Source organism: Ruegeria sp. C12, from assembly GCF_056537745.1.
This window is the reverse complement of record NZ_JBQFSA010000008.1, coordinates 285379-298753: the sequence shown is the minus strand read 5'-3', so window position 1 is coordinate 298753 and position 13375 is coordinate 285379. Positions and strand designations below refer to the sequence as shown.

The window sequence follows — 13375 nt, the reverse complement described above, 5'->3', positions numbered from 1 at the left end:
TGGGCCGGGCGCATATCACCTGCAACAAGAACGGCGTGCCGTTTGACCCCGAAAAGCCGACCATCACGTCGGGCATCCGTCTGGGCAGCCCTGCGGGCACCACGCGCGGCTTCGGCGAGGTCGAATTCCGCCAGATCGCCGACTGGATCATCGAAGTGGTCGACGGTCTGGCCGCCAATGGCGAAGACGGCAACGGCGCCGTTGAGGCCAAGGTCAAAGCCGAGGTTGCAGACCTTTGCGCCAAGTTCCCCATCTATCCGAACCTGTGATCGGATCGGCATGAAAAAAGAGAACGGCGCCCAGAACGGGCGCCGTTTTTTTTTCAGTAGACGTTCCCGCCCCTTTTGGCACACATCAAACATGCGAAGAAAAGGCTAGGGCAAGCGCCGCGCGAAGGACAAAACCTGCGATCAGATCAAGCCGCGCCACAGAAGAAACACCAGAACCAACACCGTCAAGGCCAGCAAGTTGAAGGCCAGACCGCCCAACATGCCAAGGAACCACCCCCAGCGCCGATCCGCCAGATTGATCGCCGTCAGGTGCGACTGAACCTCGTCCGAGGCTTTCGTCAAGGCAGGCGTATCCAGAACGCGGCGCAGTTTGGGGTGCGCCGCCATCTGTTCGGCCCTGGCCAGAATCATCGCCTGTTTGAACACCCGGCGCGGCAAACGGTGTCGGGCGCGGCGGATCGAAGCCTCAAGCGTTTTGTCCCGCACACCCAGCTTGGCCCGCAGCAATGCGACGGTTTCCGTGATCCGGTCCTGAATGTCGGTGTCTTGCGCCATGGCCCCTCCTGACGCGCGACACTAGCCTTTGATGCTGTACGCGACAATGGGGCTGGCTGTTTTGGAGCAAGGGCGGTATCACGCGGCTATGCTGAACACGATCATTCACGGCGAACCCACTGCGCTGCCGCCCCTTATTATCGCTCATGGCTTGTATGGATCGGCCCGGAATTGGGGCGTGATTGCGCGAAGGCTGTCGGATGAACGGCAGGTGATCGCGGTGGATATGCGAAACCATGCGCACAGCTTTTGGGACCCCCGGCACGACTATCCTGCATTGGCCGAGGATATCGCGCAGGTGATCGAAAATGTCGGTGGCCCGGTCGATGTGCTGGGGCATTCCATGGGTGGCAAAGCGGCGATGACACTGGCCTTGCGGCACGGCGCACTGGTGCGCAAGCTTGTGGTCGCCGATATCGCCCCGGTCGCCTATGGGCACAGCCAGATTCAATTCATCGAAGCTATGCGGGCAGTCGATTTTTTAACGATCACCCGCCGGTCAGACGCAGAACAGCAGCTGGCGGATCAAGGCGTTGAAAAAGCACTGCAGAGCTTTTTCACCCAATCGCTGGATGTCGCTGGGAAACGGTGGCTGTTGAACTTGGATGTGCTGGCCGATCAGATGCCAAACATCATGAGCTTTCCAGAGCTGGATGGCGCATGGGATGGCCCGGCCCTGTTTTTGTCAGGTGGCGTGTCTGACTACGTCCTGCCGGAACACCGCGACAAAATCCGGGCGCTACTCCCCGGTGCGCGCTTTGCCAAAATTCCGGGTGCCGGACACTGGCTGCATGCCGAAAAACCGCGCGAGTTCGAAGCCGCCGTCCGGGCGTTTCTGAACGCCTGAATCAATCGCCGTCTGTTGATCGGGCAGGCCACGCTTCAGGTGTCTTCGACCTCGCCGCCGCCATTCACCCAGTCGGCGAAACCGCCTAGATTGAACACCTGTTCATAGCCCATATCTTTCAACAGCTTGCCCGCCAAAGCGGCGCGGCCGCCAGAGGCGCAATAGATCACAACAGGCCGGTCTTTGCGCATGTTTGGATCATGAGACTCCAGGCTCTCATCTGCCCGGAATTCGAGCATTCCACGGGGTATATGCACCGCCCCTTTTGCCCGACCGGTTTTCTGCACCTCAGCAGTGCCGCGAATATCTAACAGTAACGCGCCGTGTTCGATCAGCTCGCGCGCCTTGACCATATCAACCCGTGGGACGACAGCGTTGGCCGCCGCCATCATGTCTTTCACTGTAACCGGCATATGCACCTCGTGATTTCTTGCCTTCTGCAAAAGGCTAACATGCGAAAATTGGAAGGTGTAGCCTCAAGATCGCTTGGGTTGCGCCGAAAACAGATGTCGGAACTTGTTGCCAAAGCTCTGATCGAAACAAGATTGGTACCCGCGGCCGGACTCGAACCGGCACGGCGTTTCCGCCTGGAGATTTTAAGTCTCCTGTGTCTACCATTCCACCACGCGGGCATGTCGTGATCAGGGGCGACCCCCGTCCGCCCTCATTACAGGCGCGAATAAATGAAAACAATGCGGTAAGCCAAGGCAATGTGGGAAAATCGCGAGATTTCGACCGTGCCCGCGCCCAACTGATTTTTCGAACGCACTGCTACTGCAATTGCAGGATATCCGGAATGCAAAGCTTCCGCTGCGCCGGCATTTGATCCGCACCGTCGGAACGCTTGAGCCTCTTTGGCCCGTCCTTGACCTTGACGTTCGGCTTGGCCAGCGGGCCTTTCAACGTGACCGGCCAAGGGCTGCGCGAAAGCGGCTCGCCTATCTTGCGCGGTTGCAGGTTCAGGTCCAGGGCCTTGTTGGCCATATTGACACCGCCAAAGACGACGACCTGAACCTGATCCGTTTCCAACGTGGTTTGTTTGGTCGAAATGTTGCCGTTGGAAATGCTGAGGGGTGCGCGCAGACATACGATTGGCGCGACCTTCTGCTTTTCCTTGGAAAATACCCAGGGCAAAACGCCCAGCCCTGCCAGATCCAACAACTGCGTTTCGATTGACCCGTCGCGCATGGAAACCGTCGCACTGCCGCTCATCGTGCTGGCAAAGTGTTTGGCGGACTCGGTTCCTCCGGTCACCGAAAAATCCGCATAGATCGTGCCGCTTGCGCCCTTTTTGAAGTTCAGGGTGTGAAGGATGTCGTCCAACCGCCAACCGCCCGCCTTGCCGGTCAGGGTCAGCAGATGCGCCTCATCCGAAAGATCCATCTGCCCACTTACGTCGAACTGAGCCCCGCCATATTCAAATGCCAGCGGACCGGCGCGAAGCTCGTTTTCGTCGAGCGTCAGTTCGCTTTGCAAGCTGCTGACGCCTTTGGCCCCTTCGATATGCCGAAGGTCGATATCAACATCAATATCAATGCCCGACAGAAGAATGGAACGTCCGATGGGTTTCAGCGTCACATCCCTCAATGCGTCGGGTTCATCGGCTTCGGCGCTGGGGTCTTCGACATCCTGCGATGCGCTGCCAAGCTTTCTCAATTGCGCGGCGGCCTGAACGATATCACGCAGTTGATCGATCTTTATCAAGTCACTTTCAATCGTGCCCCGCAGCACAGGATCGCTTGTCGCGTCATCAAGATCGGCCTTCACAAGCAATACGGACTCGGCAAGTTGGACGCTGGCGTTTGCGTTCCAATCAGTGCCTTCACTCACCAAATCGATCCCAAAGCGCGCGCGCCCGGTTTCAACGGGGTCCAGCGACAATGCAGCCATCAGGTCTGCACCGGACGGAACGTCAACATCGATTGCCAGATCCAGATTTTCGAACTTGAGGACATTCTTGACAGTGCCGTGCACCTCAAGGGACCAGACATCTGTTTCGCTCGTCTTGCCATCAAGGTTGGTCAGTGAAAGTTGATTAATGTCCCCGTTCAAATGAAAGTCGCCCGAAAACCGGCCAAGCTGATCGTCTGGCCCCATGAGTTCGGGCGAGATCAAGCTGCTGGCGGGAATATCCATCAGACCTTCGGCCGATACGCCTTGCAATTGCAGCGCGTCATCAACTGATCCATTCAAAATGACAAACGGATCAGCCGGGTTCCCGATCCGCAGATTGATGTTTCCGACCCGCAAAGCACCGTCCGACGTTCTGGAAAGTTCCGAAAATTTGACCGGCGGCGGCCCTTCACCCGCGGTGTCCAACGTGAACCCATTGGTTTTAATGACCATTTGCCGCTGTGGCACCTGCCCCGGCACGCTGTCCATAACCATATCAACCGCAATAAGCTTGAGGTCATAGCGAGATGCCGCAGGGGCCGGTTCCGCATTTTCGGGATAAAGCCGGATGCGAGTTGTCAGCGACACATCTGCGGGGTTCCCCAACTCTCCGATTTGGCCCGTCAGCGAAAGGCTTTGCCCGCCATCCAATTCAGCCAATACGCTCAGATCATCAATCCGGGCTATGCCATCAGCCGATTTGAAGGTTGCCGCCACATTGCCCGACCCTTCCAGCACGCGGTTAAGTTTCAGCACGTCCAGAAGCTGTCCAAGTTCTGCAATCTCTACGGTCGTCTTGACCTGCAACCCGTTCTCTTGGGGGATCTGTTCACCCGAAATCGATATCTGCTCGAAGTCCATCGCCATCTGAAACGGGTCATGCGCTGGGAATGTCCCATTCAGGTCAAACGGCTCGCCATTTAGCGAACCGGTCCCAATGGCAGACGCGGTGTTCGTTCCCTCATCACGCGCCAGCACCAGATCCTTAAGCTGAAGATCCAGATCAAGTCCGTTCAGGCCGTTCTGGTACAGAATGGTGACGTCGGTCAGGTCAACTCGACCATCCGCCAGAATTCCGCCGACAGAGGGTTTCTGAGAGTTCGCAGGCTTTTCGGTTTCCACCGTAGAAAGCGACTGCCAGTTCGTATTTCCGTCTTTGTCGGTGATCAGGTTCAGGTGAATACCCGATATGGCAAGGTTGCTGAGCGACAGCTTGCTGTTCCAAAGATCGCGGGCGGAGATTTCGAACTCAATCGTGTCGATAGCCGCCAAATTCACGTCAGTCCCGGACGAACCGGGAAGCACCAGCCCCGCCGCCGAGACCTGCAGTTGCCGACCAAGGCCCAAACGCACCTCGTCCTCGATCAAGACGTCCTGACCAAGTTTTTTGGAGATCAGGTTTTCAACGAAACCGGTCCTAAGCGAAGAAAACAGCGCCGAGGACAGGAACAGCCAAGCCGCCAAAACAGCAACAAACGCAATCGCGCAGCAAATCAAAACGCCTTTGAAAATCAAACGCACGTTCTACTCCTTTGGTTTCGATGCACTGTGTGGCTGGGCCAATTCCACGTGCGACACTTGAATACGCGGCTCTGCTGATGTTCCGAGCACTGGGCGCACCTTAGCGATAAGTTGCAAATTTCCAGTGACTTAATCAAACAGGAATCAACTTCGGTCCGCGTGAACACCTGCGTTACCGTGATGCCGGGCAGTCCAGCACCAAAAAACGGAAACACCCGCCCTTTTGGGTTTTTTTGAAAACGAACAGTCATTTTATGCGCGATCTTTCTGACGGTTCTGACGGCCAACTCGTCCCGGTTTCTTATATCATCAAATTAATGATATATACGATTTCCAATATATATGAGGGACCAATGAACTCACTGAAAAGAATTACACGGGGCATAGGTGTCGCGTTTCGGGACGGCCGGGTCAAAAGCCTGCTTGCCTTCACACTGGGAATGATCCTCTGGGCATCTGTTTTCTACCACTATGTTGAAGGCTGGAGCTGGCTGGATTCCATCTACTTTTCTGTCGTGACAATCTCGACCGTAGGGTTTGGCGATTTTTCCCCTCAGACTGCGGCAGGGAAGATCTTTACGATGGCCTACATCATCGTAGGTCTGGGCATCTTTGTGGCTGCGGCGACGACAATCGCAAACACAATCCTGTCTCAGGACGACGAATAGTCACCCAAAAAAACACGAAAGGATACAAGCGCAGCAAGGTCGCCTGAAGGTTGGACTTTATTGATTAGGCTGATCGCCGTCCAAGGCGGCGCAAGGGCCCAAACTACGACCAAAGCACGGAATTCACAAAAGATATTCATATTGAGTTTTTTGAGTGTATTGTTGACAAATGAACGGAGGGATGGAATGGAAAAGACACAGGACGCCAAGATCGTCGATCTCGCAATACGTTTGCTCTTTCTCGGGTTATTCCTTTACAGCGCGTTGGTAATGATCGCCCCGCTGGCAAGTGTGGTGATCTGGGCCACGATCCTTTGTGTGGCGATTTACCCGGTATTCGATTGGCTACAGTCCAAGCTGGGCGGGCGAAAGTCGCTTGCCGCAACGATCCTGGTTTTGCTTGGCCTTGTGCTGACCTTGGGGCCGATTGCCACTGCGGTGTCGGGGGCTGCTGAACTTGGGTCCGAGTTTGCCGAACAGGCTGACAGAGGCGAATTGGAAATTCCACCTGCCCCGGACAGCATCAAGGACTTGCCCCTGATCGGAGAAAGAATTGCCGAAGTCTGGGGGTTGTTTGAACGGAATCTGGATGGTGCGCTTGCAAAATACGGGGCGCAGATTCTTGAGATCACAAAATCGCTGTTCGGAAAGGTTCTGGGCATCGGAATCGGGTTGTTGGGTCTTGCCCTTTCGGTGTTGATCATGGGGGGCTTGTTCAGCCCCGGACCGACTTTGGTGCAAGGTCTTCAGCGCTTTGCCAACCGGGTGTTCGCGCCGCGAGGCGGCGAATTCGTGACGCTGGCGGGGGCGACGATCCGGAATGTGACCAAAGGTGTCATCGGTGTTGCAGCCATTCAGGCCGTGGTTGTCTGGATTTTGCTGGCACTGTTCGGGATTTCTTCTGCTGCGACACTGGCATTCATTTGCCTGATCCTCTCGATCATCCAGATCGGGCCGGGATTGGTTCTGTTACCGGTCATCATCTACGCGTGGAGTTCGATGTCAGGTGGTGCGGCCCTAGCCTTCACCATTCTGGCCATTCCCACAACGATAATGGACAGCTTCCTGCGGCCCGTCTTCATCTCAAAAGGTCTCGAAACGCCTATGCTGGTGATCCTGATCGGCGTTCTCGGCGGTATGATGGCCTATGGATTGATCGGCATCTTCATGGGACCGGTTCTGTTTGCCGTTTTCTACGAACTGTTCAAGGTTTGGATCGATGCCACGCCGGAAGGCAATGACGCTGCGGACGGAGCGGCGCAATGAGGAAGACAATATGGACGACGCTGGCCGTCATTTTGGTTCTTCTCGTCTGGTATCTGGTTGCTGATCGAAAAACGCCATTTACGGGAAACGCCAGGGTCAAGGCCGTTGCAACCCAGATCGTCCCGCAAGTCACCGGAACGGTGATCGAGGTTTTGGTCGAAAATGGTCAGGTCGTCTCGGCCGGAGATGTACTGGTTCGGATCGACCCCAGACCATACGAAATTGACCGCGACAAAGCCGAAGCGGACCTGGAAGCCGCAACACAAGAGGTTGGCGCTTCGTCGGCAGAGGTCAGCGCCGCTCAGGCCAAACTGGCACGGGCGCAAAGTGATCTGGACACCATGCGCATCCAGACAGAACGCGTTTTTGCGCTTGAAAAGAAAGGGCTGATTGCCGTTTCGAAAGCAGATGATGCGCGGGGGCAACTGGCCGAATCCGAGGCGAATTTTGAAAACGCCAAAGCAGATCTGGAGAAAGCCAAGCAGAGGCTCGGCGACGAGGGCATTGAAAACCCGAAGATTCAGCGCGCGTTGGCCGCGTTGGCGGATGCAGAGCTTAACCTTGAATGGACGGAACTGCGCGCCCCGGCGACAGGCGTGATCTCAAATCTGCTGATCGCACCCGGAAGCTATGCCCGGTCCGGGCAGGACCTGCTGACTTTCCTGGATGCGACGGATGTCTGGATCGAGGCGTATTTTACCGAAAACAACCTGGGTCGGGCGTCGGTTGGATCGCCTGTAGATGTGGTGCTGGACATGCATCCCGGCAAAATTGTTCCAGGCGTCATCGAAAGCTTCAGCGCAGCCGTTTCCCTAAGCGGCGGCGACACACCCGGACAGTTGGCCAGCCCCCCAAGTACCAAGGGGTTTCTTCGCGAACCCGAGCGCTTCCCGGTCCGTATCGTGCTGCCGGGTTACGAGGCCGGAAGCACCGAGGATGACCTGCGCTTTCAGCTCAACGGGCAAGCCGACGTGATCATGTACCTCAGCGACAGTTCTCTGCTGAACGCGGTGGGCCGCGCCTACATTCGCGTGGTTTCGATCCTGTCCTATGCGTACTGAGGATCGGCGCGCAGTACACAGACTTGCGCTGGGTGTAACTGGCGTCTTCGCGCTGGGGCTGTTTCTGGGGTGGCCTCTGGCCGTTGTCGGGGCCGTGTTCACGGCCCTGTTTCTTCAGGCCCCAGCTGCACTGCCATTGGCGGCCTTCGCGAAGCTGTTTGTCTTCTCGATTGGGTTGATGTTCATTTCCTTCCTTTTGTCATCGACCTTCGCGCCCTATCCGGTGGTTTTCCTCATTCTGGTGGCCATCGGGATTATCCTGTCGTTCATTTGGTCGGTATCCGGCGCAGGTGTTCTGCCCGGAGTCATCGCCCTGATGGGGGCATTGATGATCCCCAACCTTGCGCTGCAATCCCAGGATCTGGCTTTGGTGCTAGTATTCTGGATACCACTGAACCTGCTGTTTGCAGGGTTCGTTTCGACATTGATGTTTGTGGTGATACCAGCCGCACCCCAGACAGCGGCCGAGAAAAAAGCAGCATCCCCAACTGACTTTGACCCGCACCGCCGGATTGTCAGAATGTCGCTTGTCACGGTTCCATTTGCCTTGGCGTTTTTCGTGTCCGGCGCATCGGCGTTGCTGGTTCTGTTCTTTGTGGCACTTCTCAGCCAGCAGCTGGCGGCAATGCCTGCCGCGGGCAAAACCGTGGCCAAGGCAATGCTGACGGCAAACCTGCTGGGTGCGGCAGTGTCGATCCTTTGCTACGAAATCAACGTCATCGCCCCGATTATTCTGACGCCAATTCTGCTGTGCTTTTTCTTCTGCATAACGCTTGGAGCACTCGGAAAATCTCAGGCTACGCTCGCCGCCGCGGCAGGCTCGGCGTTGACAACGGTGCTGATCGTCTATGGTGGATCAATCTCTCCGTTTTCGGATGAGGCCGACGTCAAAAGCATCACCCGCGTTTTGCAAGTCGCCAGTGCTGCGATTTTTGTGATCGTTGCCTATGTCGTGGTGGATGAGTTCTGGCCGGAAAAGAAACGACAGATGTCGACAAGCACCTGACGGGGTGTTGCCTGCCGTCCTTAATCAAACGCGATAAAGCGCCAGCCAGATCAGAAAGCCGATATACACAAAAACGGTAACGTTCAGAACCGTATCGACAATTGGGCCGGTCATTTCGAAACCTCCTTTGACAGAGACTTGAGAAGGCAAATCACCAGAATCGGTACGATAAAAACAAATGCGATGGCTGAAAGCGCGATGATCGACCGGACCAGAGAAACGTCGTTCACAAAGATCATGGCCAGACCAAGGGCTCCAAGCACCGCGCCCCAGATTGTGCGAATGCCGGGCGACGGGTTTTCGTCCCCGCCTGTTCCAATCATTGCAAGCGTAAAGCCCGCGCTGACAACGCTGGTCACAACAAACAGGAACGCCGCTGCAATTGTCGCCAACTGCGTCACATATTGCAGGGGAAACTGTTGAAGCAACGCAAAAGTCGTCGCATCAAGGCTTTGGTCGTTGACCTCCAACAACTGTCCGTTTCCTTGCAGCATGTCGAAAATGCCGATCCCACCAAAAACACCGAACCAAAAGATTGAAAACAACGTTGGTGCAATAATGACACCGGTCAAAAACTCTCGGATCGTTCGCCCGCGTGAAATTCTGGCAATGAAGATGCCCACAAACGGGGACCATGCCAGCCACCAGATCATGTAATTCAGTGTCCAGTCCTGGAACCAGGTCGATATGGTTTGGTCGAAAAACTCGGTTGTCGAAAACCCGGCGGGAAGGACGTTGAAAACATACCGCCCAAACCCTGAAACGATCGTGTTCATTGCAAAAGACGTGGGCCCGACAACCAACAGAAAGACCAACAGGATGATCGCGATACTCATCGCCAGATTTGACAGTTTGGACATCCCCTCGCCCAGATCCCGTCTGAGCGGGATGAGGAAGGCAACGCACATGACGACAAATATGAGCGCTGTCAGGTAAAACGAGTTGGGTATTCCAAGAACTCCGGCCAACCCCGTCTGGATTTGAAACACGCCCATGGCCAAGGAACCCGCCAAGCCGACTGCGATGGCAACAACCGACAAGAAATCGAACACCCAAGCCAATGCACGAGTCCAGGCCCTGTCTCCGTACACATCCAACACTGGCGCGCTCAGCAACAAAGAGCGTTCTCGTCGAAAGGCGAAATAGGCAATGATCAACCCAACGACCCCGTATATCGCCCAGGCGTGAAAACCCCAGTTCAGATAGGTGACAAAGATAGCCTGACTTGCCGCTTGCGGATCAGGGCTGAACGCGCGAATGACCGAGAAATGCGTCAGCGGCTCGGATGCGCCAAAAAACAGCAACCCAACCCCCATACCCGCCGCAAAAAGCATCGCAATCCACGCGGGCGTAGAAAACTCGGGCTCGGATCCTTCAGGGCCAATTCTGATCGAGCCGAACCTGGAGAACGCAAGATAGATCGCCAGCAACAAAAGCGCGCTGGCTTCAAGCATGATAAACCAGCCTCGGCTTTCGAACTGCACCGCCACGATGCTGGCCGAGACGGACCCCAAGCCTTGAGGGTCAATAATCCCCCATATGGCAATCCCGCTGCTCACCAGCAGCGCGGAAACAAGTAGAGCGTTGATTTTCATCGCTTAACACACTGAATGACTGCGTCTATGGTAGCACCGTACTCACAAACCATCTGTGCTCAAAGCTGCAAAACGTGGACGGCGTTGCGAGGCGACCGACCTTAATCAAGCGGGTTAGTGGCACAGATTTCCAAAAACACGTGCGGCAGACCTGACTGCGGTGTCAATCGCACGGATGCAGCGGCTTGTTGTTCACCCTAATGTCACTTTTGAATATCAAAACTGTCTGCAATTTACCCCGATTTTTAGGGATGGCAGGCCATTGAAATTAGGTAAATTGTTCTGAGGCGTGATAGTGGTGCCCCCACACGGACTCGAACCGCGGACCTACTGATTACAAATCAGAAGCATTGAAAATTTAAGCGTCAGTCTCATGCAGTCGCAACCTGTCACACCGAGCCGCAATTTTCTCATGTTTTTATGGGCATGTAGATACGTTGTCGGTTGTCCCCTGTGTAAAATGTGTCTAATATAGTCGCATGTCATATCACCCAATCTCACCATTTTTGTCCCCCACGAGTCCCCTAGAGCCAAATTCATGAAGCGGGAACTGACGAACGCATTCCTGATGAAGCTCAAGCCACCAGCAGGCGGTCGGATTGAGATATCGGACACAAAGCGGGCTGGGCTGCGGCTAAGGGTGTACCCTGCCCGTGCGGTGTGGATGTATGAAAAGCGGGTGAAAGGTGGCGCGAAGAGAAAACACACATTTGGCACGTACTGCATATGGTCATCGCCAACCAAGCGGGAAGACGGGGCAATTGGCCTTTCTGAGGCGCGATCCATGGCGCTTGAAATTGAGGCCGAGGCTGCACGTGGGTTTGATAGAGTGTTGGAGGCCCAACAGACACGCCGGGAACAGGAAAGAGCCGCAGCAACTGCACAGACGCTTCAAGACGTTCTGGACCTGTACGAAGAACTACACCTTTCCAATCTGAAACGCCGGGGCGAAAGAAAGCGCCAGCTTGAGGACGCGCTGCGCCAACACCTTGCTCAGCCCATTGGCGACTTGACCCGTGCTAGCCTCCAAAAGCCGATTGATGATAAAGCCAAGGAAGGCAAGCTGTTCATGGCGAACCGGATCAGGGCCGCTATCAAGCACTTCACGCGCTGGGCATGGCGGCGGGAATATTTGGAACAGGATATCGGTGACCGCTTAGAGCGCGCCACAAAAGAGCAAATTAGGGACCGCGTTCTGTCTATCCCCGAGATTCGGGCAATCTGGAAAAAGACTTATGAACTTGGAGAACTGTGGGGACCACCTGTCCGCCTGCTGCTGCTCACTGTCCAGCGGCGCACGTCAATCAACAACCTGCGCAAGAGCGAGTTGGAGCTGTCAAAGTCTCGGTTCCGGAAAACCATATCGCAAGAAAAGAACGACCGGGGTCACCTGACCCATTTGTCGGCCCCAGCGATGGCCGAGATACAAGCGGTACTGAGCTGCCACGAGCAGGCAAAAGCCGATGCGCGTAAAAACAAGAAATCCGGCAAGGCACCTGCTAAAACTGCTGATTTCGCTAAATCGGACCTCCTGTTCACCACGACCGGCAGAACACCGATTTCAGGTTGGAGCAAGATGAAGGCCCGACTTGACGAGTTATTGGGCGATGATTTCGAGCCATGGCGTTTGCATGATTTCAGAACTGCGTTTGCTACCCATATGGCAGAGCGCGGAATATCTGAGGCCATAGTGGATCGGGTTTTGAACCACGCGGCCACCGGATCAAAGCCGAGCGCGGTTGCCCGGATTTACAATCAGGCCGAGCTACTGGATCAGCGCGCCGTTGCGCTGGATAAGTGGGCCGAACTGGTTACGCAGGAAAGCGCGGACGTGATTGCGATTCGGGATCAAAACAATGCGTGAACCACTGCAACCTCCAAAGGGTTTAGCCGAAAGCCTGATGCCCACCGTCCATTCCGCAGCGCACTTCGGATGGCCGTGGCAGCCTACGCCCAGAGTAACGGAAGTGGTCATTCTTCTTAACGAAAGAGGTATTGAAACCAAGCTGACCGAAACGGCGCAATTCAAGGCCGTAGGTTGGCTTGAAGGGATAAGTGCACAGAACCTGACAATACCGAACACTCTCAGGGGCGAGGAACTTTTCTATCAGATTGGGCTTATTCAGGTATTATTGATTTCCGATGGTGTCCCGACGATTGGAGAGCTAAGAGCAGCGCGCGATGCATTGCTGGACGCGCAAAAGGTTCATGCAAATGCGATCCTTGAAACCAAGGCAGTGCCAACAAGCGTTCGCCGTTTTGGCTACGGTGAAAGTTTTGAGTTTCCACTTGCTGCGGCTCAGTCTGCGATTGAAAATCGGCTTGCGATGGTCGAGGGAGAGTTAGCCGCAGCAGAGGCCGCTATCGTGCAAATTGGTGAAAAGGTAAGCAAAGCGGGTCAACCTCCTATCTGGTGGCGACACTGGATTCTTCGCCACGCGGCAGATACGTTTCTGAATATTACTGGCTATAAACCGGCCAGGGATCTCCCGGTGCGTTCCTTCGAGGGTTTTTTGCAGCGGTTTTGTGCTGACGTGCCAGACATGCAAGGGATAAACTATGGTCGCCTTGCTGACCTCGCTACCGAACCCGGTGGATACAAAGGCAGGTTTATCCCCTTTCAGAATGCGACAGAAGAGCAACTATGGCTTTCGACTGGAAAGAGAGGGACAGAATACCTTCAATCCGAGTAATTCTGTCTTAGACAGAATACACCCAACTATCTCATTTCTG

General features: G+C 55.2%; 11 protein-coding genes, 1 tRNA gene and 1 pseudogene. 8 read left to right on the top strand and 5 right to left on the bottom strand.

The window, feature by feature from the left end; genetic code table 11:
* A pseudogene (glyA, locus tag ACR0C9_RS17080) lies at positions 1-269 on the top strand (serine hydroxymethyltransferase); the annotation flags it as partial.
* Between the two features lie 141 nt (positions 270-410).
* Here the strand turns inward: glyA and ACR0C9_RS17075 are convergent.
* Entirely contained in the window at positions 411-785 is a 375-nt protein-coding gene (locus ACR0C9_RS17075; RefSeq protein WP_170454046.1) for a hypothetical protein, read from the bottom strand.
* A 46-nt stretch (positions 786-831) separates the two neighbouring features.
* Between ACR0C9_RS17075 and ACR0C9_RS17070 the strand changes: the two genes are divergently transcribed.
* Positions 832-1632, top strand: coding sequence for an alpha/beta fold hydrolase (locus tag ACR0C9_RS17070; RefSeq protein WP_480781552.1), 801 nt, complete (start codon positions 832-834; stop codon positions 1630-1632).
* A gap of 35 nt (positions 1633-1667) precedes the next feature.
* On the opposite strand, the gene ACR0C9_RS17065 is transcribed toward ACR0C9_RS17070, so the two are convergent.
* From ACR0C9_RS17065 to ACR0C9_RS17055, 3 genes are all read right to left on the bottom strand, one after another.
* Positions 1668-2045 (bottom strand): rhodanese-like domain-containing protein, encoded by a 378-nt coding sequence (locus tag ACR0C9_RS17065; RefSeq protein ID WP_170737011.1) that lies wholly within the window; start codon positions 2043-2045, stop codon positions 1668-1670.
* 133 nt (positions 2046-2178) lie between these two features.
* Positions 2179-2264: transfer RNA gene (locus ACR0C9_RS17060), tRNA-Leu, on the bottom strand.
* 139 nt (positions 2265-2403) lie between these two features.
* Positions 2404-5046 (bottom strand): AsmA family protein, encoded by a 2643-nt coding sequence (locus ACR0C9_RS17055; RefSeq protein WP_480781541.1) that lies wholly within the window; start codon positions 5044-5046, stop codon positions 2404-2406.
* 353 nt (positions 5047-5399) lie between these two features.
* Between ACR0C9_RS17055 and ACR0C9_RS17050 the strand changes: the two genes are divergently transcribed.
* The 4 genes from ACR0C9_RS17050 to ACR0C9_RS17035 all read left to right on the top strand — a co-directional run bounded on the left by ACR0C9_RS17050 (position 5400) and on the right by ACR0C9_RS17035 (position 9047).
* Positions 5400-5714, top strand: a complete 315-nt coding sequence (locus ACR0C9_RS17050) for a potassium channel family protein (protein ID WP_170454052.1) — start codon at positions 5400-5402, stop codon at positions 5712-5714.
* Positions 5715-5900: 186 nt separating this feature from the next.
* Positions 5901-6980 carry an AI-2E family transporter gene (locus ACR0C9_RS17045; RefSeq protein WP_480781540.1) on the top strand — a complete coding sequence of 360 codons (1080 nt, stop codon included), beginning with the start codon at positions 5901-5903 and terminating at the stop codon, positions 6978-6980.
* On the top strand, positions 6977-8041 hold the full coding sequence (locus ACR0C9_RS17040) for an HlyD family secretion protein (protein WP_480781539.1): 1065 nt from the start codon (positions 6977-6979) through the stop codon (positions 8039-8041). Before ACR0C9_RS17045 ends, ACR0C9_RS17040 begins: the two co-directional genes overlap by 4 nt.
* Entirely contained in the window at positions 8031-9047 is a 1017-nt protein-coding gene (locus ACR0C9_RS17035) for a DUF2955 domain-containing protein (protein WP_480781538.1), read from the top strand. Before ACR0C9_RS17040 ends, ACR0C9_RS17035 begins: the two co-directional genes overlap by 11 nt.
* Positions 9048-9157: 110 nt before the next feature.
* Here ACR0C9_RS17035 and ACR0C9_RS17030 read toward each other — a convergent pair whose 3' ends face one another.
* Entirely contained in the window at positions 9158-10642 is a 1485-nt protein-coding gene (locus ACR0C9_RS17030) for a BCCT family transporter (RefSeq protein WP_480626758.1), read from the bottom strand.
* 538 nt (positions 10643-11180) lie between these two features.
* Here ACR0C9_RS17030 and ACR0C9_RS17025 point away from each other — a divergent pair.
* Both ACR0C9_RS17025 and ACR0C9_RS17020 read left to right on the top strand, forming a co-directional pair.
* Complete coding sequence (locus tag ACR0C9_RS17025; protein WP_480781537.1) at positions 11181-12506, top strand: tyrosine-type recombinase/integrase; 1326 nt, start codon at positions 11181-11183, stop codon at positions 12504-12506.
* Positions 12499-13335, top strand: coding sequence for a hypothetical protein (locus ACR0C9_RS17020; RefSeq protein WP_480781536.1), 837 nt, complete (start codon positions 12499-12501; stop codon positions 13333-13335). Before ACR0C9_RS17025 ends, ACR0C9_RS17020 begins: the two co-directional genes overlap by 8 nt.
* Positions 13336-13375: the final 40 nt, after the last annotated feature.

What these genes read in the sequence shown, in the direction of transcription:
- ACR0C9_RS17075 (WP_170454046.1), bottom strand. Translation starts at nt 785, where the DNA reads ATGGCGCAAGACACCGACATTCAGGACCGGATCACGGAAACCGTCGCA.
- ACR0C9_RS17070 (WP_480781552.1), top strand. Translation starts at nt 832, where the DNA reads ATGGGGCTGGCTGTTTTGGAGCAAGGGCGGTATCACGCGGCTATGCTG.
- ACR0C9_RS17065 (WP_170737011.1), bottom strand. Translation starts at nt 2,045, where the DNA reads ATGCCGGTTACAGTGAAAGACATGATGGCGGCGGCCAACGCTGTCGTC.
- ACR0C9_RS17050 (WP_170454052.1), top strand. Translation starts at nt 5,400, where the DNA reads ATGAACTCACTGAAAAGAATTACACGGGGCATAGGTGTCGCGTTTCGG.
- ACR0C9_RS17045 (WP_480781540.1), top strand. Translation starts at nt 5,901, where the DNA reads ATGGAAAAGACACAGGACGCCAAGATCGTCGATCTCGCAATACGTTTG.
- ACR0C9_RS17040 (WP_480781539.1), top strand. Translation starts at nt 6,977, where the DNA reads ATGAGGAAGACAATATGGACGACGCTGGCCGTCATTTTGGTTCTTCTC.
- ACR0C9_RS17035 (WP_480781538.1), top strand. Translation starts at nt 8,031, where the DNA reads ATGCGTACTGAGGATCGGCGCGCAGTACACAGACTTGCGCTGGGTGTA.
- ACR0C9_RS17030 (WP_480626758.1), bottom strand. Translation starts at nt 10,642, where the DNA reads ATGAAAATCAACGCTCTACTTGTTTCCGCGCTGCTGGTGAGCAGCGGG.
- ACR0C9_RS17025 (WP_480781537.1), top strand. Translation starts at nt 11,181, where the DNA reads ATGAAGCGGGAACTGACGAACGCATTCCTGATGAAGCTCAAGCCACCA.
- ACR0C9_RS17020 (WP_480781536.1), top strand. Translation starts at nt 12,499, where the DNA reads ATGCGTGAACCACTGCAACCTCCAAAGGGTTTAGCCGAAAGCCTGATG.